Here is a 20,184-nt window from a genome sequence, read left to right as displayed (position 1 = left end):
GGAGAGAATGGCCGATGCCGACTGCCGTCACACACCGCTCCGCGAGCCAGCGTCTCGAGCGCTGGGCGGTCGCCACCCTGCGCGAGGCCGGCGCGATCGTCGAATGCGAACGGCACGGCTGGATGCGCGAACGCGGCGACCCGGAAGCGCTGGCGCGGGCGCTTTGCGTCGCACGCGACGATCCACCACCCGGGCTGTGCAGTTCGGACGCGCTCGCGGCCATCGAGGACGTCCTGGCTGCGACCGGCGACACCTGTCCTGATTGTTCACGGCACGGAGAGCCGGAAGATCCGCCGCGATTCAAATAAGTGATTCCGCGGCTACCCCAAGATGCCCTAGCCTGAGGCCTCCACCGGGAGACGCCATCATGCCGAAGCATCCGGTCCCATGGCTGCTGCGCAAGCCGTGCCCGACCTGCGGTCGCGCGCTCGCGGTGCGCGAGGGCAAGGGCGAACGTCGCCAGCTTGTTTGTCCAACCTGCGACGGGCCCGATCCGCTGCACTCGCCCAAGGCGCTCGGCTGGGCGAGGGGATCGCTTCGGCCGCCGCAGCGGCCGAAGCAGCATTGACGTCACTTGCGCGTCAGCTTGCGCTCGACCTTGTTGCGGCTGTTGCCGACCTTCTTGACCGCCTTCTTCACCGCGGACGCCGAGCGGCCGCTCTTCTTGGCTTCGTAGCGGACTTCGTAGTCCTGTCCGCCCGCGACGCGGGCGCGATCCTGCTTGCGTCCGCGCCCGGATGTTGCGGTAGCTGACTTCGCGGTGGATGTCTTCTTCTTCACTGCCATGGTGCATCTCCTTGTCAGCGCGCAACGCACGACACATCGAAGCGGTTCCGCCGATGAGGAAGACCCATCACGTCGATCAGCCGAGGTCGAACCTGACGCCCTGCGCCAGCGGCAGGCTGCGGCCGTAGTTCACGGTGTTGGTGGCCCGGCGCATATAGGCCTTCCATGAATCCGAGCCGGACTCGCGGCCGCCGCCGGTCTCCTTCTCACCGCCGAACGCGCCGCCGATCTCGGCGCCCGAGGGGCCAATATTGACGTTGGCGATGCCGCAATCGGAGCCGCGCGACGACACGAACAGTTCGGCCTCGCGCAGATCATTGGTGAAGATCGACGACGACAACCCCTGCGGCACCGCATTGTGCAGCTCGATCGCGGCATCGAGATCGCGATACGGCATCACGTAGAGAATCGGCGCAAACGTCTCGCGCTCGACCGGGCCGCATTGTGCGTCGATCTCGACCAGCGCCGGCCGCACGTAATAGGCCTCCGCGCAGCCGCCGACCGCGACGCGCTCGCCGCCGAACACACGGCCGCCGTGATCCCGCGCGGCGCTCAGCGCATCCTGCATGGCGTCATAGGCGCCGCGGTCGATCAGCGGTCCGATCAGGGTGCCCTGCTCCAGCGGATTGCCGATCGCCACCGAGGCATAGGCCTGCTTCAGCCGCGGCACGAGCTGGGCGTAGACGTCGGCATGCACGAACAGGCGACGCAGGCTGGTGCAGCGCTGGCCCGCGGTGCCCATCGCCGCGAACGCCACCGCGCGCAAGGTGAGATCGAGGTCGGCGGTGGGCGTGACGATCGCGGCATTGTTGCCGCCGAGCTCGAGGATGGCGCGGGCAAAGCGGCCGGCAAGGCAGGCGCCGACGACGCGCCCCATGGCCGTCGATCCGGTCGCCGACACCAGCGGCACCCTGGCATCGTCGACCAGCATCTCGCCCACCGCGCGGCCGCCGAGCAGCAGGCCTGCGAGCCCCTCCGGGGCCTCGCCGCCCTCGCGGCGATAACGCTGCAGCGCGCGCGCCAGCAGCGCGTCGGTCGCGAGCGCGGTCAGCGGCGTCTTCTCCGACGGCTTCCAGACGACGCTGTTGCCGCACACCAGCGCAACCGCCGCATTCCAGGCCCACACCGCCACCGGAAAGTTGAACGCCGAGATCACGCCGGTGACCCCCAGGGGATGCCAGGTCTCCATCATGCGGTGCTCGGCGCGCTCGGTCGCGATGGTCAGGCCATAGAGCTGGCGCGACAGGCCGACGGCGAAGTCGCAGATGTCGATCATCTCCTGGACCTCGCCGAGCCCTTCGGAGACGATCTTGCCGGCCTCGATCGAGACCAGGCGGCCGAGCGCGGCCTTGTGGGCGCGCAGCTCCTCGCCGAACAGCCGCACCAGCTCGCCGCGCTTCGGCGCCGGCTTGAGTCGCCACTGCAGGAACGCGGCATGCGCGCGCGCGATCACCGCGGTCGCGTCCGCCCTGCTGTCGTCATGCACATGGGCCAGCACCTCGCCGGTCACGGGCGAACGGGCGGCGCGCGTCCCGCCGCGCAGCCGCTCCGGCGCAACGCCGAGCGAGGTCAGGATCTCGGCCGTTTCCGCAACGAGTGTCAGGGGCGATGCTTGGCTGGGCGACATATGCAACTCCGGATTGTCCCTTGCGCCGGTGCACGCGAGACGTCATGAATGGTCCATCGTAAACGCCCCCGTGTAGATCAAATCCGGCTGCGGCGCGAGCACCCGCGCGCTGGGCAAACCGCCACTGGAGCCGATCGCCTATCCGCTCCCGCGAGTCGTTATCTCTCACGCTCGTTGCCCGCGTCGCGCCCTCCGGATGGGCCATGAGTCGCGCATCGGTGCGATCCCGCGACGCGGCGCGCCCGGGCTGATGGGATCGACGAACCCTCGCGAAACACGAGGGCGCAGGGAATGCCGGGAGCTGGCCGCCCCCATGGCCCGCCTGCGAAAAAAATGCAGGCGGCAGGAACCACAGGTTCAGCCGAGACATCCCGGCATTCCCCGCGCGATGGTCTTCACGCTTATATCGTGATCTCCCCGGTGTACGGCTCTTTAGCCACCGTCGCCCCCGGGATCATCGCCCGAAAGCTTGGCGCCAGCGTCGCGGCGCCAGGACCACACGACTTCACGTCCGCAAGCTGCCGTTCGTCCGCGTGCAAGCACGCTGCGGCAGGCAAGCGGCCATCGCCTCCCCGCCTCACGTGTCGTGACGATCGCGATACGCCCCTCGTGGCGAAGCAGGATGGACGCAGTAGAGCACATTTTCTGGTAAAGCGAAAGCCATTTCTTCTCGGCGGTCAGAGTTTGCTCCATACCGCCAGCTGCGAGCAACGCCATACAGCTGCCACATCCCATCCCGCGAAGGACATAGCCACTATCTGTAAAATCGGAAGCCTGCAGCGTTTCCTGAAGTCCACTTCCTGCCGTCACAGATCGTGGCCCGCCCCACCCCAATCGACAAAGTGAGCGGCATAGTTGCCCAGTCGGCAACTTCTACTTTTCCTGAATCCGATTAAGATAGTCTATTATGGCAAGAATTCGCGCTCTCGCAATACTGTCCGGATCAAATGACGATGCATCGGCTCCAGAGCTCAACTGCGTCGCTTGACTTGGCCGATACCGATACCCCCAAATGGGCATATCTCGCGTACCATGCGCCAGGATTGCCTGCCTGCCATCGATCACTTCGTAGGTACTACTAACCGGAAACACTCCATTATTCTTCTTGGCAATCGCCGTAAGATCGGACGGAACCGATTTCAGCTGCGTGCTCACCGGTCCGCCCCCCTTACCATCGGCTCCATGGCAAGGAGCACATGACATGGCAAAATCGGACTTGCCCGCATCTTGAGCCCAACAAGCGGCAACCATCGCAACCGTTGCAACTGCCACAGCGAAACACTGTCCTGTAGATCGCATGGTGCACCCCTATTTTTCCGAACCTGAGATATCCGTTCTACCTAAACAAAACACTTGAACGCTGATCTTCTGACCAATCTCTGCGACGTCTGCCGATGACAACTCCTGAGCACTTTTCGTCGCTGCCGAGATCTCCGGAGAGACTCCCCGACGATTGAGGAAATTGACGACAATCTGCGATACAATCGCGAAGTTTATTAGTTCTGGAATGTCCCTTCCAGCCTTCATCATGGCCAATGCATTTAATTTGCTATCCACGATTCCGACAACACGCCCCGACATGTCGAGCAACGGTCCACCGCTATTGCCACTTTGCACGGGAGCGGAGGTCTGCAAGAACCTCGTATCGTTCCCTAGGCCGGTCAACGCCGTAACGTCCCCAGTCGTGAAATTGCCAACGCTCGGGAGCAAGCCTGCAAGCGGAAATCCGAATGCAGCAACCCTGTCTCCAAGACGCGCCTGGAGGCTGAACGAAGCAACAGCGGCATTGCCCATATCGGTCCTCAGCAAAGCCAGATCATTCGCATCATCCTGACCATACACCGTAGCCGCATACTCTGCTCTGTCGGCATAGCGAACCTTGATCGGGCTCGTGCAGCCGCTCACAACGTGATTGGCCGTAACGATCACCCCGCGGGCGACAAAAAATCCCGTTCCCGTTATCACGGAAACTTCGCTTGGCTTGGCTCGCGACCGATGATCTTCTACGCACTGCTTGATCGACCTCACTATACTGATGGCGTCTTGCATGTTGAGCAGAGCAAGACTTTGCCCGGCATCAGTCCGAATCCCCAGAAAGCCCGCCGTAATCACACTTGCCATGAACTCGTCCTTGAGCGGACCGACGCTCAGGACACCATCTGAGACGTCAAAAGTCGCGTCGAACTCCCTCGTCGTGACAAGTTGAAGACGAATCTGGGTCTTGTTCGCGGTCAGATCCCTCCACTTTGGATTGATCACTAACAGCCCAAATCCTCTTTCATCCTCTCGAGCAGCTTGAACGAATCCCAGGCCAACGGCCGTTCCATCCGTGAACGTCGCCTTTGCAATACAGATACCTGCTTGTTGATCGTATCCTAGCGACCACCCACTGGTCGGGGCGCTCTTTCGTGGATGATCATGCACGCACCGCCGAATCGCATTGATCGCGTTGGCAGAGTCCTGCATACTTACGATTGCGATTGACTGCTTACTTTCGTTCTTTATTGAGATTGACCGCGCATCAGCAACACTCTGGACAAATTCCTCACTGAGTTGCTTAACCATTATGACTCTCTCGGAAACCTCGAAATTTCCCTCCCATTCACTCGTAGTCGTTATGAAAAGATGGATCTTGTTTCGCTTTCCCAGCGCCCCGTCCCATTTAGGATTCGCAAACGCCAGGGACCAAGCGGATTCTTTATCACTCACAGCCAACGTTACTAATAAGGTTGTACCGTCTGCAAAGGCGATTCCTGCGTAGCAGGCGTTTATCTCTTCGGTCTCGTCGTATCTGATTGACCACCCGCCAACGCGAGCATACTCGCCCGAATCTGCCCGAGCCGCAGGCTGCTGGAGGAACTGCAGCGCGACGAAGGCCAGGGTCGCTATTGCGAGCCGGCAGTGTTTGCTAAATGACTTGAGGGAAAAGTCCATGCAGGAGCCTCCCTGACAACTCAGGTCACTATTCAATTTTAGCGTGCACTAGTATTGCTACCCTATCTTTGATCCAGCTCAATGGTTAGAACGCAAAGGCGTTCCATATGATTGCGGGACTCCGCGGTCTCAGTTGTCATCCCAACACTCCATGCACGACGGTTTGGCGCTTGATCTCGTCATACTCCTCAGGCCAGGAGATTGCCGGCACCATCGCGCGCTACTGATCTTGCGAGCACAGTTCTCGTCTCGCCCCTCAATAGCCATGAGGGTTGCCGTCAGGAGAGCAACGAGCCGCCGTTCGCCGCCGCTCTCGGCGAAAACCTCGCTCTGGGCGAGCGTCAGCGTCCGGCCTGATTTGACAACCCTGCCCTCGGCGACGATGCGCTGGCCCACGGCTGGAGCCACCAGATCGATCTTGAACTCGGTGGTTGGAACTGCGCGGTCCGCGGGCATCATGCTGAGCGCCGCATAGCCTGCAGCCGTGTCCGCGATGGCGCTGACGGTTCCGGCGTGAACGAACCCGCGCTGCTGCGATATCTCCGGCCTGGGCGTGAGTAGGACCATCGCCTCCCCGCCTCACGTGTCGTGACGATCGCGATACGCCCTTGTGGCGAAGCAGGATGGACGCAGTAGAGTAAAATTTCTTATAAAGCGAACGAATTATTGGAGCGCCGCAGCGACCGAAGGTCGTGCATGACACGTCTTGCGTTCGTGATCGTCGAGGAGAACTGTTGAAGCGGGTCTCGCAACAAAGATCATTGCGGCCCTTTCCGCCTCGATATACCAACGTCGCATGTGTCCTCGCGAGAGACAATCAGCATGACGATCGAGACCTGGCTCGCATTTGCGGGAACGTCCATCATCCTCCTGGTGATCCCGGGGCCGACGGTTCTGCTGGTGGTCTCCTATGCGCTGGGCCAGGGATGGCGAACCGCGCTGCCGACGGCTATCGGCGTCGCGCTGGGCGACTTCACCGCCATGACCTTGTCCATGCTGGGCGTCGGCGCGCTGCTGGCGACCTCGGCGCTGCTGTTCACCGTGCTGAAATGGATCGGCGCGGCCTATCTCGTCTGGCTCGGGATCAAGCTGTGGCAGGCCGGCGGCGCGCTGAACGCCGTGCCGCGGACCGACAGGACCTCGGCGCTGAAGATGCTCGGTCACGCCTGGATCGTCACGGCGCTGAACCCCAAGAGCATCACCTTCTTCGTCGCGTTCCTGCCGCAGTTCCTCAGTCCGAACGGCAGCTTCCTCACGCAGATGGTCGTGTTCGAATCGACCTTTGTCGTGCTCGCCTTCGCCAACGCCGTCGGCTATGCGCTGATCGCCTCGCGCGCCCGCGCGCTCGTACGGAGCGAGAAGGTGATCAGCATCTTCAACAAGGCGGGCGGCACCCTTCTGATCGGTGCGGGCGTCGCCGCCGCGGCGGCGCGGACGGCGCAGAACTGAACGGGCCGCGACCTTCGGCAGGGAATGTCGCCGACCACATCGGCTGACAACGCCCGCGAGGCGTCGTCCAGGTTTCAGCAACGCGCAGGTCAGGCTATATTGCCGCCGTCACCTGTCATCGAGCAGGCTTTGCCGTGGCCGACACACACCCATCCAGTCCCGAGCTCTGGCCGTCGCTCCAGCACGAGGCCCAACGCATCGCTGCGGCCGATCCCGTATTCAGCCGCGCTCTGTCGGCTGCAATCCTCGACCATTCTGATCTCGGCAGTGCCGTCGCGCAGCAGATTGGCGTCCGCATCGGTAGCGGCGATGCCGCGCGCGCCCGGTTTGCCGCGGTCGCGCGCGAGGCGTATGCCGCCGCGCCTGAGCTCGTCGAGGCGGCGGGTCACGACCTCGGTGCGATCGCGACGCAGGACCCAGCGACGACGGCGCTGCTGCCGCCGCTGCTGAACTACAAAGGCTACGTCGCACTGCAGGCGCATCGCGTCGCGCACTGGCTCTGGAGCAACGGGCAGCCCGACCTGGCGCTACTGCTGCAGGCGGACACGTCAACATCCCTGCAGGTGAGCATCCATCCCTCGGCGCGGCTCGGCACCGCGGTGTTTCTCGATCATGCTACCGGCATCGTCATCGGCGCCCACAGCAGCATCGGCGACGACGTCACCATCCTGCAGAACGTTACGATCGGACGACACGACACACTGCCCGGCCGCGCCCCGCGGATCGGCCGCGGCGTGCTGCTCTCCTCGGGCGCGACCGTGCTGGGCGACGTCGCGATCGGTGATTTTGCCAAGATCGGCGCCGGTGCGGTCGTCACCACCGATGTGCCGTCGGGCTGCACGGCCGTGGGCACGCCGGCCCGGCTGACGAACTGCCCGGAGCAGCCGATCCCGGCTGGGGCTTGAGCCATAGCGCGCGAAAGCCGCCCATGGGCGGCTCTCGTGTCCGGATCGCGATCCGTGCTCGATGTCGGCCTCTCCGAGGCCGCAGGATCGATCTGAGGGTCAGGCCGCAGCGCTTGCCGGCAGGGCTCGGGCGCTCGGCTTCGCCTGCGCGAGATGCGTCTTCCACGCCTCGATGGCGACGACGAGCGAGGTGATCGCCCAGAACACGGGATACTCATAGCCGCCGGTGTTCCAGGTCCAGCCGAAGCCCTTCACGACCTGCAGCGCGTAGACCGCAAACAGCAGCAGCGCGGTGGCGCCGAGCGCGGCAAAGCGCGTGCAGATGCCGAGCACCAGGGCAATGCCGGCGGCCGACTCGGAGGCGGCCGCGATCACGACCCACACCTCGGGGGGATGAAAGCCGGCCTTGGCGAAGAAGCCGGCGGTCGCCGCCGACACCGCGCCGCCTGCGAATTTTCCGGCCACGTGAGGAAACAGAAACAAGCCGCAGATGATGCGAAGAATGTTCAGGCCGTTCGAGAGATCAAAATTTTCCGCCTTGATACGAAAATCGTCCTTGGTGAGCCACATGGCGTCAACTCCTTTCCAGTTGCCGCCATGCTCCAGGAAAAGCGGGCTGCCGCCGTTGCGGCAAATCAAAAACGCGTCTGGAAAAACGCAGAACAGCGTTGCGTCCAACGTGTTCGCTCGGGGATCGGCGGCCCATGCGCGACGATGGCGCGCGGCTGGACTCACGACTCCTGGGGCGGCCGGTTCTACAGCAGTGTCTCAAGCTTGCCGGCCGTGACGGAGATCAGGTCGCGGATCTTGTCGCACTCGGGAGCGAGCGATGCGAGGGCCGGATCCGATCTGATGCACCGCTCCAGATTGTCGACCGCGCGCCGCCAGTCCTCCAATTCGCGCCGCAGCCGTCCGATCTCGCCGGTGACCACGGCATCGCGCAGCCGTTCCGATTGCGCGCCGATGATAGGCAACGGGGCACGGGCGGGAAATGGGAGGATATCAGCCACGGATCGCCCCGATGAGAGAGGTGGAATTCGGCGAAGACGACAGGCGCACGACGCGCGGGGCGGCGGCATTGCCTGCAACCGCGCGGCGGCCTGGATTGACAGGCCACCGCGCGATCGGCGCTTTCCGATCCGGCGTCAAGCCGCCGCGCGCTCGGCCAGAGCCTGAGCTTCGGCCGCGGCACGCGCCATGCTGGACGACATCTCGCTCGTGACCGTGCTCTGCTCCTCGACGGCGGCGGCCGTTGACGTCACATACTCGCTGACGTTCTGGATCGCCTGCTTGATCGAGCTGAGAGACGTGACGACGCCCCCGGAGATGTTGTTGAGGCTGTCGATCTCGGTCGCGATCTTGTCGGTGGCGGTCTTCGCCTGGGTGGCCAGGTTCTTGACCTCGGATGCGACGACGGCGAAGCCCCTGCCCGCTTCGCCGGCCCTGGCGGACTCGATGGTGGCGTTCAGCGCCAGCAGATTGATCTGGCCGGTGATGTTGTGGATCATCTCGACGATGCCGCTCATCGACTGGGCGGCATCGGACAGCCGCTGCGCCTGCGCGTCGGCTGAGGTGACACGGTCCACCGCGCCCATTGCGGTCTCGCGCGATTTCGTCATGGCTTCGGAAATCTCGCGCACGGACGCGTTGAGCTCCTCCGCGCCCGCCGCCACCGATTCCATCATGGCGCGCACGCGCTCGTTGCCCATGCGAACGAAGACCTGCCGGGTGACGTCGGTGGCGTATTTGACCACCTTGAACGGCTTGCCGTTGAGGTCGAGGATCGGATTGTAGGAGGCCTGGATATAGACCTCCCGGCCGCCCTTGCCGATGCGCTTGTACTCGGCCGACTGATACTGGCCGCGGTTCAGGCTCGCCCAGAAATCGCGGTAGGCGCCGCTCTCCCGCTCGGACGGTTCGACGAACATGCTGTGATGCTTGCCCTGGATCTCGGCCAGGGTGTAGCCGAGCGCGCGCAGGAAGTTGTCGTTCGCGGTGATGACCGTGCCATCCATGTTGAACTCGATCACCGCCTGGGACTTGCCGATGGCCTCGATCTGCCCGGCGAGGTCGGCGTTCTCTAGCTTCTGCGCGGTGACGTCGGTCGCGAACTTCACGACCCCGATCGGCCTGCCCGCCGCGTCGAGCACCGGATTGTAGGTGGCGAGGATCCATACCTCCTTGCCGCCCTTGCCGATGCGCTTGTACTCGCCGCCCTGGTATTCGCCGCGATTGAGCGCAGCCCAGAACTCGCGATAGGCTTGGCTGTCGCGCAGCGCGGGTTCGACGAACATGCTGTGATGCTTGCCCTGGATCTCGTCGAGGCGATAGCCCAGCGCATCCAGGAAATTCTTGTTGGCACCGACGATGGTGCCGTCGAGCTTGAACTCGATCATGGCCTGCGCGCGGTCGATGGCGGCAAGCTTGGAGCCGTCGGCCATGCTGCGCAGCTTCTTCTCCGTGATGTCGGTCGCGAACTTGACGACCTTCACGGGCTTGCCGGCGCTGTCGAGGACGGGATTATAGGACGCCTCGATCCAGATTTCGCGACCGCCCTTGCCGATGCGCTTGAACTCGGCGGCCTTGAGCTCGCCGCGGCTCAGCGCCGCCCAGAACTCGCGGTAGGCGGCGCTGTCGCGTTCGGACGGCTCCACGAACATGCTGTGATGCCTGCCCTGGATTTCCTCCAGCTGATAGCCGAGTGCGTTCAGGAAGTTCTTGTTCGCGGTGATGATCGTGCCGTCGAGCTGGAATTCGATCACGGCCATCGCGCGACTGATTGCTGCAAGCTGTGCTTCCGCGTCCGAGCGGCTGTTCGATCGAAACAACAAGGTAACCTCCAGATGAATAGTTCGTTTGCAGATGGTCGGCGGCGATGACGATCGTCCCCGCGCGCCCGGCGACATGTCTGCGCAAAATTGATGCAACTTGTTCCAGTCTCGTTAAAGCGCGTTGAGAAACTCCGGCCTTTCCGTAGTTCTACCGCTGTGACATGACGCCCGGCATACAATGACGGCGCGCGCAAGCTGCGCTGCGGCCCCGAAAGCGTCGGCTATCGGCCGTGCGGCGCGAAGATCGCGGGGCATCAAGTCGGTCGATCACATGTCCGCCGCAGCCCTGCTGCGGCAGACAGCGGCTGCGGGACCAGGCGGCCGAGCGTTGCCTGGTTGGCGCGCAGCGCCTCACCGAGCAGCCGCACCAGTTCGCAGCACTTCGGCACCGGGGCAACCGCCAGTGCAAGAACGCCCGATGCGCGCGGGCGATCACCGCGGTCCATCCGCGCTGATGTCGTCATGCACCTGGGCTGGCGATCCTCGATCAGCGGCGGTCCCGTTGGACAGCGGCGCTAGACCGCCTCGACCACCGCCTTCAAGGCGTCAGAGACCTTTGTGGCGAGCGTCGCAAGCGCCGCGTTCTCGATGGCCTGCATCGAGGCGACGGGATTCACGGCAGCGACCTCGACCTTCCCGCCGATCTCCTGGACGATGACGTTGCAGGGAAGCATGGTGCCGATCCGGCTCTCCGCCTGCAACGCCTCATGCGCCAGCTTCGGATTGCAGGCGCCCAGAATGGTGTAGGGCCGAAAGTCGGCGCCGATCTTCTCGCGCAGCGTCGCCTGCACATCGATGCGGGTCAGAACGCCAAAGCCGCGTGCCTTCAGCTCCGCGGTCACCCGCTCGATCGCTGCGTCGAACGATAGATTCACCGCTTTGGCAAAATAGTAGCTCATGTTCGCCTCTTTCCGGCTGGTCTGCCGCCGCGTCAACACGGTTCGTCGCGCGCGGCCATGGGATCTCCCGGCGGCACTGTTGCGCGTCCGTGCGGCGTGCACTTGATCGAGATCAGCGAAATGGCCGCATGGGCCGGACTCGCGGCGGCGCAGGCCAGGCCATCACGCTGTTTTGACGCCGGTCATTGCGGCCCGTGCATGAACGCCTGCATCTCTTCCGGGGTCAACTTGCCGTCCTTGTTGCTGTCCATGGCCCTGAAGATGCGCTCATGCGTCGCCTGGAATTCCCGCAGCGAGATCTTGCCGTCGCCGTCGGTGTGACGGCGCGGCGGATCACGCTGCGCCGATCCGCCCCGCCCGTTTCGATCTACCGGCCGCAATGACAGTCTCGCGCGCCGGTTTCCTCATATTCATCGTGCAGGCGCACCCAATCGGAGAGATTGCCGCGGCCGGTCTCGTTGCGGCCCTTGGGCGTGAGATCGAGATAGTGATAGGCGCCGATCAGCGGATCGCCGCCGCGGGAGCGGACCTGGAAGGTGCAGAAGATGTTGCCGGCGTCGTCCTTGGTGAACACGGTCAGGCCCGGGAGCTCGGGCGACCTGCGCGTCAAGGGTGCGAAATTGTAGACGGCCTTGCCCGTCACGATCTGCTCGTCCGAGAACGAGACCTGAAAGTCGAAGTTGAAATCACCGCCCTCGGATGACACCCAGTCGAACGTCCAGCCCATGCGCGCCTTGAACGGCGCGATCTCGGCGAGCGGCGCACGCGAGACGACGACCAGGCTGACGTCGTGATGGCGAAGGTGCTGGTTGGCGCCGTCGATGTGGTCGCACAGAAACGAGCAGCCGGGACAGCGGTGCGGATCGCCCGGCGCCATCATGAAATGATAGACGATCAGCTGGCTCCGTCCCTGAAACAGGTCAGCCAGGCTCACGGGTCCATCCGCCGCCTGGAAGACATAGTCCTTCTCGACCCGGACCCACGGCAGCGCCCGGCGGGCGGCAGCCAGCGCATCGCGCTGCCTGATGAAGGCCTTCTCCTGGGTGAGGTGGGCGCGATGAGCTTCGGTCCATTCGTCCGCGGTGACTATTCTGGGGGTCATGTCTGGAGTCCTCCGTATCCTTCGCAGAGGACGATGCAAGGCTCGGCGGCCCGACACCGACGCCATCTATTTTGTCGGCAGGTCATCGCAGCGCGGCCGGGTGCAGCGAACCGCGGATCGACTGGACAAGGCCAGCTTCGGGCGCCCCCGCTCCCGTCTCAGACCGGCGTGCGCGCTCGACCTGATCCACCGTCTGCTCCCGTCCGTTTCGGGGCGGCCATGACAGACGTGTCGGATCAGAGCAGTGACTCCCGCAGCGGCCGGACCGAGCCGGCGCGCTGCCGCAGCTGCGGCCAACCGGCGCGCGCGGTTCAGAGCATCCTGAACCCGCGAACCGGCGAAGCGGCGCGTCTGTTCAACTGTACCGCCTGCGGATCTGTCAATTGGATGGACGACCGGCGGTGAACAACCGGTTCGGTCGCGACTGGCTGCCGGCAAAAAAAATCTGATCCGCGAGGAACAAACCCGCATTCAGCCGTTTTCGATGATCGCGGGCTTCCCCGCTTCGAGCCGGCGGCAGAGGGATGATCGTGCTCCCACTGTGCAATCGCGCGCGACCGACTCCATCCCTCCTCGACGAACGTCTGCCTCGAGGTCAGCTCCGATGACGGCCAGATCGGGCATGTCACAATTTCGGTGCTGATCGAGCGCGGTTGACGGCTGTGAAAGGTCCAAGGCCGCAGCTCGCTATCAGCAGCTCCCTATGAGGAAATGCGGGCCTGCGTCCAAACGTGGCCCATCTTCACCGCGTCGAGCGCGGCGGCCAGCTCATCGATGCGATACGGTTTCGACAGGATGCGGACGCCGGCCTCCTTGGCGGCGTGAACGGCAGCGCCGGAATAGCCGCTGGTCAGCAGGATCGGCATGTCGCCGCGCCGCTTCTGGATCTCGCGTGCCAGCTCGACACCATTCATGCCCCCCGGCATCATGACGTCGGAGAACACGAGGTCGACCGTGCGCCCGTCGGCGAGCGCGCCGAGCGCGGCCGCCGCGCTGGAGGCGCGGGTCACCTCATAGCCGAGCTGGCGCAGCATCTCGCCGACCAGGGCCGCGACCTCGTCGTCGTCCTCGACCAGGAGAATGCGGCCCTCATCATGCTGGCGCGCCCGCGGCCGCTGCAGGTCGAGGAGATGGTGCTGCTGCCTGGATGCCGCCTGCGCCGATCGCGGAAGGTAGAGCGCAATCGTCGTGCCCTTGCCCACCTCCGAGTCGATGCGGACGGTGCCGCGCGACTGGGTGACGAAGCCGTAGACCTGGGCGAGTCCGAGCCCTGAGCCCTTGCCGACATCCTTGGTGGTGAAGAACGGCTCGAACACCCGCACCCGGACGTCCTCCGTCATGCCGGTGCCGGTGTCGATCACGGAGAGGCGGACATAGTCGCCGGCCAATTCGTCGTCCTGCAGATGTCGCAGGTTCTCGGCCCGGACCAGGATCGTGCCGCCGGCCGGCATCGCATCGCGGGCGTTGACGGCGAGATTGAGCACCACGAGCTCGAGCTCGCCCGGATCGACCGCGACGGGCCACAGCGCGTCGGGGAAGTCGAACTCGACGTGCACGTCGCCGCGCAGGCTGCGGTCGAGCAGCTCGCGCATGCCGCCGATCTGGCGGGCGATGTCGACCGGCTCGGGCCGCAGCTCCTGCCGGCGCGAGAACGCCAGCAACTGCCGGGTCAGGCTCGCGCCGCGCTGCGCCGCCTGGATCATGCCGTCCATCAGGCGGCGGCGCCGCGCCGGATCGCCCTGGCGGTCGAGCATGTCAAGGCCGCCGGAGATCACCATCAGCAGATTGTTGAAGTCGTGCGCCACGCCGCCGGTCAGGCGGCCGATGGCCTCGATCTTCTGCGCCTGGCGCAGCGTCTCCTCGACCCGTGCGCGCTCGGCCATCTCGATGCGAAGATGCTCGTTCGATTCCGCGAGCGCCCGGGTCCGCTCGACGACGAGCTGCTCGAGCTGCTGCGCCGCCTGCTCGCGCGCCTGGATCAGCGCGCGGATCTGGTATTGGCGGCGTCGCGCCCGCAGCGCCGATTGAACCGCGCTGGTGAGCGTGATCGGCTGGATCGGCCGTTCGAGCAGCGAGACGTTGCGCAGCGCACTCACGAGGTTGCGCCGCCAGGTGACGACGGCGCGCTGCTCGCGGTGGCTGGTGAGCACGATGAAGGGCAGGTCGGACCAGGCCGGCTGGCGTTCGACCCATTGCGTGAGGGGAGCGGTGTCCTGGGCAAACAGCCCTTCCTCGGCAACAAAGACCGCGCCGACGCCTGCGCTCATCTCACGGAGCAGATGCGCCAGGTCCGAGCAGACCGCCGCCTCGATCCTTGCGCTGCGGAGCAGCTCCGCCGATGCCGGTCCGTCCCGCCCGATCGGCGCGAAGACGAGGACACGGTGATCTTGCTCAATGCTCATCCCGCATGTCCATGTCGGGGAAATCCGTCCCGGTGAAGCGTGGATTGCCGGAGAAGATACCGCTGAAATTCTTGAGCGGCGGACCGAGGCTGATACCCGCGCTGCTCAGGCGAAATTCGCGAATGCTGTGCTCGTGGTGGCCGCTGCGCTTCTTGACCACCGACAAGGCGCGCCGAACCGTGCCGCCGACCTCGAAATAGCGCAGCATCAGGACGGCATCGCTGAGATAGCTGATGTCCAGCGGCGTATCCATCGGCCCGACCATGCCGTGCTGCGCGAGCACTAGGATCGTCAGCACGCCCTGCTGGGCCAGATAGGTCAAGAGCTCGTGCATCTGCAGGATCAGAAACCGCTCGTCCGGCATCGCGTTGAGATAGCCGTTGAGGCTGTCGATGATGATGACGCGGGCATTGTCCTGCTCGACGCTCTGCCGGACGATGGCGCCGAACTCGCCCGGCGACAACTCGGCCGGGTCGACCTGCTGAAAGCGGATGCGCCCGGAGTCGATGTGTTCATCGAGCGGGAGGCCGAGCGTCCGCGCGCGGGCCTCGACGGTGCCGCGGCCCTCGTCAAAGGCAAAGAATACCGCATGTTCGCCGCGCCTCGCCGCCGCGATCGCATAGATCAGCGCGACCGAGGATTTGCCGACGCCGGCGGCACCGATGAGCAGCGCGTTGGTACCGCGCTCCAGTCCGCCGCCGAGAAGCTGATCGAGTTCGGCATTGCCGCTCGGCGTGACATCGCCCGCGAACGTCCGGTGATGCTCCGCGGCGACGAGGCGCGGAAAGATCTTGAGCCCGCCGGACGCAATGGTGAAGTCATGGTAGCCGCCGCGGAACGCGATGCCGCGCATCTTGATCACGCGCAGCCGGCGGCGCTCCGCGCCGTAGTCGATCGCGAGCTGCTCCAGCATCACGACGCCATGCGCAACCGAGTGCAGCTGCAGGTCGTCCTGGGCCGACGACAGATCGTCGAGCAGGACGACGGTACAGTTGCGCTTGGCGAAGAAGTGCTTCAACGCCAGCACCTGGCGGCGGTAGCGCAGCGGGCTCTGGGCCAGCAGGCGAAGCTCCGACAGGCTGTCGATCACGACGCGGCTCGGATTAATCCGCTCGACCTCGTTGAACATCAGGCTGGTGGTCTCGCTGAGCTCGACCTCGGCCGGATGAAAGACAGTGAGCTCACGCTCGGGGTCGAGCGTCGTTTCCGGCGGCACCAGCTCGAAGATGTCGACGCCGGCCAGCGACCAGCCGTGGCGCCGCGCCACCAGCTCGAGCTCGCGCCGGGTCTCCGACAGGGTGATGTAGAGCACGCGCTCGCCGCAGCTCACGCCCTTGAGCAGGAACTGCAGCGCGATGGTGGTTTTCCCGGTGCCGGGCCGGCCTTCATACAGATACAGGCGATTGGGATCGAAGCCGCCGCCGAGAATGTCGTCGAGGCCTTCGCTTCCGGTCGAAATACGCGGCAGATCCGTGGGCCCGCCCTCGTCGCTTCCGCGAACAGGCTGCTCCGTCATGCAAAAGCTCCGTTATAACAATCGAAACGACGCGGCAGCGAAACCGATAACGCGAGGCTTCGCGACGACCGGATAGGAACACAGTCGCTCCGCCTCCGGTTCCCCAGTTCCATCCCCAGGTCCGCCGGCGTGCAGGACGGACGTCCGACAGGTGTACAGCTGGAGGCCCGACGCGTGCGTGATGCTCGGAGCCGCCCAGCATTTCGCACGGCTGACGCCGATCGCACCCCGCCTTCTCAGCCGACGGCCGATCAGCTGGCCCGGCCCACCGTATCAGCCATCGTGGCGCCGCGGGTGCCGAGCGGCTGTGCAGCGCCGGTGGTGGTGTTGCGCCGGGTCTGATGCTCCAATTCGGCATCGAGCTCGGCACCGATCAGGATCACGATGGCGGAGATCCAGATCCAGGTCATGAAGCCGATGGCTGCGCCGAGCGAGCCGTAGGTCGCGTTGAAGCTGCCGAAATTGGCGGCATACCAGGAAAACAGCGCCGAGCCCGCGAGCCACAGCGCCGCCGCCAGCGCGCTGCCCCAACTGATCCAGCGCCATTTGGGCTCCTCGCGGTCCGGCCCGTAGCGGTAAATCAGGGCCAGTCCGAGCGCGACGCAGATGAAGATCGCGGGCCAGCGGCCGATCCGCAGCACCAGATCGCCGGCCCCGGACATGCCGAGATAGTTCAGCAGCACCGGGAGCACGACGACGGCACCGATGGCGAGCAGCGCGAACAGGATCGCGCCGCCGGTGAACAGCAGCGAAATCGCGTTCAGCTTGATGAAGCCACGCCTCTCGGGTTCGCGATAAACGATGTTGAGCGTGTCGAAGAGCGACTTCATCGCCGCATTGGCGCTCCACAGCGAGATCGCGAGGCTGACGAGGAAGGTGATGCCGAGCGCCTGACGGCCGTTGGCGGAAACGCGCGTCAACTGGTCGCGCGCAATGTCGATGGCGCCGCCGGGCATCAAGCCCTGCAACTGTTCCAGATGTCCGGTGATTTTGGCCGGATCGGAGAACAGGCCGTAGATTGCCACCAGCGCGGCCAGCGCCGGAAAGATCGCCAGCAGGGTGTAGAAGGTCATGCCTGCGGCGAGCGCAACGATCCTGTGCTCGGTGACATTCTCATAGACCCGGAGCAGGACGTCCTTCCAGCCGCGCGCGGGAATCTCCGAGGGCGAACGCGCCAGCCGGCCGTGTCCAGCGCCGGCCCGGCTCGCGCCTCGCGAGCGCTCCGCCTGTTCGGGCCGCTGATCGAAATAGTGGATCAGGAACGCGAACCCGAGCAGAGCCAGCATCCCGCCGGTGCCAGGTGTGCGCGGGCGGCCCGCGAAAACGCTCGAAGAGTCGCGATGGGCGGCGTCTGACGTCTTGGATCGGCGAAACATGGGATCGGTCCATCACCAGCGGCCAAAAAGCAACCGGTGCGGTGGACGAATGTTCCGGCATCACGTCATGACGCGCGTTGCCAGGCTCCGCAACGGTGGGGCTGCCTCAGACCTTCAAGAGGCCAACTCGGGCGCCAACATCCAGACAATTTCGCCGGCCTGTGAACGCGTCGCTGCGGCGCCGACACAAAACAGTTATGTTGCGCGCGAGGAACGGGCCTGCGCACCCTCGCGTTGCAACGGGACTTTTCAACGCAAGGATAAACGCATGCGCCGCCTGTTATTTGCCTCGCTGTCCGCCACCGCCGTCCTCGCGAGCTTCGCCGCGATCTCGCCCGCATCCGCCGCCCAGGACCGCTACTGCCTGCAAGGCAGGATCTGGGGCTATCCGGGCAACTGCCAATTCTCCACCTATCGCCAGTGCCTGGCTTCCGCCTCCGGCACCGATGCCGGCTGCGGCATCAACCCCGCCTACGCCTATGCCCGGCAGCGCGGCTACGACCGACGCTATTGAGCGTGGACCGTTGCGTCAGCCTCTTGCGCGGTGCACGATCAGCCCCATCGACTGAGAGATGGCTAGCGGCGGGATGTCAGGCCCCCGTGCTCCCCCGGCCCTGCTCTATTGCGTCGCGCAACGGCACGATGATCCGTTAGCTGTTGCGGCAAGCCTTACTCCGGCGCCGGCAGCCGCGCGTGCTCTCCTCCTCCGCCGCTCGGCGCACGGAACATTGCGGCTCGCCGTCACTTATACGGCGACCAATGTCCAACCGGAGGAGGATCATCATGGACGGACTGATTTATCTCGTGGGGCTGATCGTGGTCATCATGGCCGTTCTATCGTTCTTCGGCCTGCGTTGAGACGACGATCATGACCATGGAAACTGCGCCGGTCGTCGCCTCACCCGTTTCAAGCGCGACGGCCGATAGCTGGACCCTGCAATGGACGCCGGTCGTTGCGGGAGCTTTGACCGCGGCGGCGGTCTCTTCGATCCTGATCAGCTTTGCCATGTCGGTCGGTCTCGGTGTCAGCTCCACCGCGCCGACATGGCGCGACGCCTCGGTGGCGCTCTGGCTCCTGTCCGGACTCTATCTGGTGCTGCAGGCGCTGATCAGCTTCGGCTGCGGCGGCTACATGGCGGGCCGCTTGCGCGCACCGCACGGGCTCGCCGAAAGCGAGGAGACCGAGAAGCGGGACGGCCTGCACGGCGTCACAGCCTGGGCGCTGGCGGTCGTGCTCGGCGCCACCCTGGCCGTACTCGGCGCGTCCGCGGCGACACGGACCCATCCGCTGACTACGCCGGCGACGGCCAATGAACCGTCGATCCTGAGCTATGAGCTCGACCATCTGTTCCGCGCGCCCCGGCGGGTACCCAGCCCGGATGTCGCCCCCGCGCGCAGCGAGGCCGGCCGCATCCTGCTCACGGCGTCGAGCCACAATGGCGTCAGCCCGGAGGATCGCAGCTATCTCGTGCAGCTCGTCACCGGCACGACGGGTCTTGCTGCGCCCGATGCGGAGCGGCGGGTGGACAGCGTGATCGCAGAAGCCAAGAGCGCGATCTCGCATACCCGCGCCGGCACTGTCATCCTGGCGTTCTCGGTTGCCACCGCGCTGCTGCTCGGCGCCGTCGCCGCCTGGGCGGCTGCGGAGAGCGGTGGCCGTCACCGCGACGGCAAGCCTGTCACCGGATGGATGCTGCACGCCAACCGCTTCAGCCGGCGGCGCGACATGTGGCGGCGGCCGATGTCGATGCCGGAATAGAGCACATCAAGACCAGCGAGCGGCCCGGCCCATCGCCGGGCCGCTTCGCGTTGGACCGCCGCCGCGAACGAAGCGCGTGCAATTCAGGCGAGCCGCAGGATCATCAGGTTCGCGTCGCTGCCATAGCTGCCGGTCGGATCGGCAGCGGCTGTCTTGTCGACCGCAAATCCTTGCCTCTCCCAGAATGGCGTCGAGCCGTTGACGGCGATCAAGGACAGCGACTTCAGGCCGAGCGCACGCGCGTGTCGGATCAGCTCCTCGACGATCACGGTCGCCGAGCCGCTGCCGCGGGCCTCGGGCAGCAAGGCGAGATCGTGGATGTAGTAGGTCGACGCAGCCGGCGGAATGCTGCCGATCAGCAGGTTCAAGGCCGGGGGCCGGCCGAGATGCCAGGGATGGCTGAGCACATAGCCGGCGATGCCCGCGCCCGTCCCACGCAGCACGCGGCAGCCATCAGGATGGAGACGCAGGCGCTCCGCGAAAACACTCTTGTCCTCGGGATAGTTCGGGTGCACGCGGGCCGCGATCTCATCGACATCAGCAAGATCGCCCGGCGCCATTGCGCGCCACCTCATGGTCTGGTTCTTTCTCACTCGCC

The 20,184-nt window shown here is 65.1% G+C and carries 20 protein-coding genes and 1 pseudogene; 6 read left to right on the top strand and 15 right to left on the bottom strand.

The features are described from left to right. Positions 1 to 14: 14 nt before the first annotated feature. Positions 15 to 308, top strand: a complete 294-nt coding sequence (locus QW845_RS14655; RefSeq protein ID WP_315802269.1) for a hypothetical protein — start codon at positions 15 to 17, stop codon at positions 306 to 308. Positions 309 to 367: 59 nt separating this feature from the next. Continuing rightward, a complete protein-coding gene (locus QW845_RS14650; RefSeq protein ID WP_315802268.1) occupies positions 368 to 568 on the top strand; it encodes a hypothetical protein in 201 nt (66 codons plus the stop codon). 2 nt (positions 569 to 570) lie between these two features. On the opposite strand, the gene QW845_RS14645 is transcribed toward QW845_RS14650, so the two are convergent. From QW845_RS14645 to QW845_RS14625, 5 genes are all read right to left on the bottom strand, one after another. Next, positions 571 to 786 (bottom strand): DUF3606 domain-containing protein, encoded by a 216-nt coding sequence (locus tag QW845_RS14645; protein WP_315802267.1) that lies wholly within the window; start codon positions 784 to 786, stop codon positions 571 to 573. Positions 787 to 862: 76 nt separating this feature from the next. Then, positions 863 to 2,413 (bottom strand): aldehyde dehydrogenase family protein, encoded by a 1,551-nt coding sequence (locus QW845_RS14640; RefSeq protein WP_315802266.1) that lies wholly within the window; start codon positions 2,411 to 2,413, stop codon positions 863 to 865. A gap of 873 nt (positions 2,414 to 3,286) precedes the next feature. Then, on the bottom strand, positions 3,287 to 3,616 hold the full coding sequence (locus QW845_RS14635; protein ID WP_409997924.1) for a hypothetical protein: 330 nt from the start codon (positions 3,614 to 3,616) through the stop codon (positions 3,287 to 3,289). Between the two features lie 105 nt (positions 3,617 to 3,721). Beyond that, positions 3,722 to 5,347: a serine protease gene (locus QW845_RS14630; RefSeq protein WP_315802265.1), complete on the bottom strand. Its 1,626-nt coding sequence runs from the start codon at positions 5,345 to 5,347 to the stop codon at positions 3,722 to 3,724. 129 nt (positions 5,348 to 5,476) lie between these two features. Then, a complete protein-coding gene (locus QW845_RS14625) occupies positions 5,477 to 5,914 on the bottom strand; it encodes a PaaI family thioesterase (protein WP_315802264.1) in 438 nt (145 codons plus the stop codon). 255 nt (positions 5,915 to 6,169) lie between these two features. Here QW845_RS14625 and QW845_RS14620 point away from each other — a divergent pair, with 255 nt between their 5' ends. Then, on the top strand, positions 6,170 to 6,796 hold the full coding sequence (locus tag QW845_RS14620) for a LysE family translocator (RefSeq protein WP_315802263.1): 627 nt from the start codon (positions 6,170 to 6,172) through the stop codon (positions 6,794 to 6,796). Positions 6,797 to 6,930: 134 nt separating this feature from the next. Further along, complete coding sequence (locus QW845_RS14615) at positions 6,931 to 7,701, top strand: serine acetyltransferase (protein WP_315802262.1); 771 nt, start codon at positions 6,931 to 6,933, stop codon at positions 7,699 to 7,701. A gap of 99 nt (positions 7,702 to 7,800) precedes the next feature. Here the strand turns inward: QW845_RS14615 and QW845_RS14610 are convergent, their stop codons facing one another. The 9 genes and pseudogenes from QW845_RS14610 to QW845_RS14570 all read right to left on the bottom strand — a co-directional run bounded on the left by QW845_RS14610 (position 7,801) and on the right by QW845_RS14570 (position 17,737). Further along, entirely contained in the window at positions 7,801 to 8,271 is a 471-nt protein-coding gene (locus QW845_RS14610; RefSeq protein ID WP_315802261.1) for a DoxX family protein, read from the bottom strand. A gap of 185 nt (positions 8,272 to 8,456) precedes the next feature. Then, positions 8,457 to 8,711 (bottom strand): hypothetical protein, encoded by a 255-nt coding sequence (locus QW845_RS14605; protein ID WP_315802260.1) that lies wholly within the window; start codon positions 8,709 to 8,711, stop codon positions 8,457 to 8,459. A gap of 135 nt (positions 8,712 to 8,846) precedes the next feature. Beyond that, positions 8,847 to 10,469 (bottom strand): PAS domain-containing methyl-accepting chemotaxis protein, encoded by a 1,623-nt coding sequence (locus QW845_RS14600; protein ID WP_315802259.1) that lies wholly within the window; start codon positions 10,467 to 10,469, stop codon positions 8,847 to 8,849. 578 nt (positions 10,470 to 11,047) lie between these two features. Continuing rightward, on the bottom strand, positions 11,048 to 11,431 hold the full coding sequence (locus QW845_RS14595) for a DUF302 domain-containing protein (protein WP_315802258.1): 384 nt from the start codon (positions 11,429 to 11,431) through the stop codon (positions 11,048 to 11,050). A 182-nt stretch (positions 11,432 to 11,613) separates the two neighbouring features. Then, positions 11,614 to 11,748, bottom strand: a pseudogene (locus QW845_RS14590) (EF-hand domain-containing protein); the annotation flags it as partial. A gap of 50 nt (positions 11,749 to 11,798) precedes the next feature. Next, positions 11,799 to 12,533 (bottom strand): thioredoxin family protein, encoded by a 735-nt coding sequence (locus tag QW845_RS14585; protein WP_315802257.1) that lies wholly within the window; start codon positions 12,531 to 12,533, stop codon positions 11,799 to 11,801. A 701-nt stretch (positions 12,534 to 13,234) separates the two neighbouring features. Continuing rightward, the gene (locus QW845_RS14580; protein ID WP_315802256.1) at positions 13,235 to 14,935 is read right to left on the bottom strand and encodes a response regulator; all 1,701 of its coding nucleotides are present in this window, start codon (positions 14,933 to 14,935) and stop codon (positions 13,235 to 13,237) included. After that, entirely contained in the window at positions 14,925 to 16,451 is a 1,527-nt protein-coding gene (locus QW845_RS14575; RefSeq protein WP_315802255.1) for an ATPase domain-containing protein, read from the bottom strand. The genes QW845_RS14580 and QW845_RS14575 overlap by 11 nt, the downstream gene beginning before the upstream one ends. Positions 16,452 to 16,702: 251 nt before the next feature. Beyond that, positions 16,703 to 17,737 carry a YihY/virulence factor BrkB family protein gene (locus QW845_RS14570; protein WP_315802254.1) on the bottom strand — a complete coding sequence of 345 codons (1,035 nt, stop codon included), beginning with the start codon at positions 17,735 to 17,737 and terminating at the stop codon, positions 16,703 to 16,705. A gap of 358 nt (positions 17,738 to 18,095) precedes the next feature. Here QW845_RS14570 and QW845_RS14565 point away from each other — a divergent pair, with 358 nt between their 5' ends. Both QW845_RS14565 and QW845_RS14560 read left to right on the top strand, forming a co-directional pair. After that, positions 18,096 to 18,341, top strand: a complete 246-nt coding sequence (locus QW845_RS14565; RefSeq protein ID WP_315802253.1) for a DUF3551 domain-containing protein — start codon at positions 18,096 to 18,098, stop codon at positions 18,339 to 18,341. A 354-nt stretch (positions 18,342 to 18,695) separates the two neighbouring features. After that, the gene (locus QW845_RS14560; protein ID WP_315802252.1) at positions 18,696 to 19,586 is read left to right on the top strand and encodes a hypothetical protein; all 891 of its coding nucleotides are present in this window, start codon (positions 18,696 to 18,698) and stop codon (positions 19,584 to 19,586) included. A gap of 83 nt (positions 19,587 to 19,669) precedes the next feature. Here QW845_RS14560 and QW845_RS14555 read toward each other — a convergent pair whose 3' ends face one another. After that, positions 19,670 to 20,161 carry a GNAT family N-acetyltransferase gene (locus QW845_RS14555; RefSeq protein ID WP_315802251.1) on the bottom strand — a complete coding sequence of 164 codons (492 nt, stop codon included), beginning with the start codon at positions 20,159 to 20,161 and terminating at the stop codon, positions 19,670 to 19,672. Positions 20,162 to 20,184 lie beyond the last annotated feature (23 nt).

Origin of the sequence: Bradyrhizobium sp. SZCCHNS3002 (assembly GCF_032377435.1) — a bacterium.
Classification (GTDB): domain Bacteria; phylum Pseudomonadota; class Alphaproteobacteria; order Rhizobiales; family Xanthobacteraceae; genus Bradyrhizobium.
This window is presented reverse-complemented; position numbering and strand designations above follow the sequence as displayed.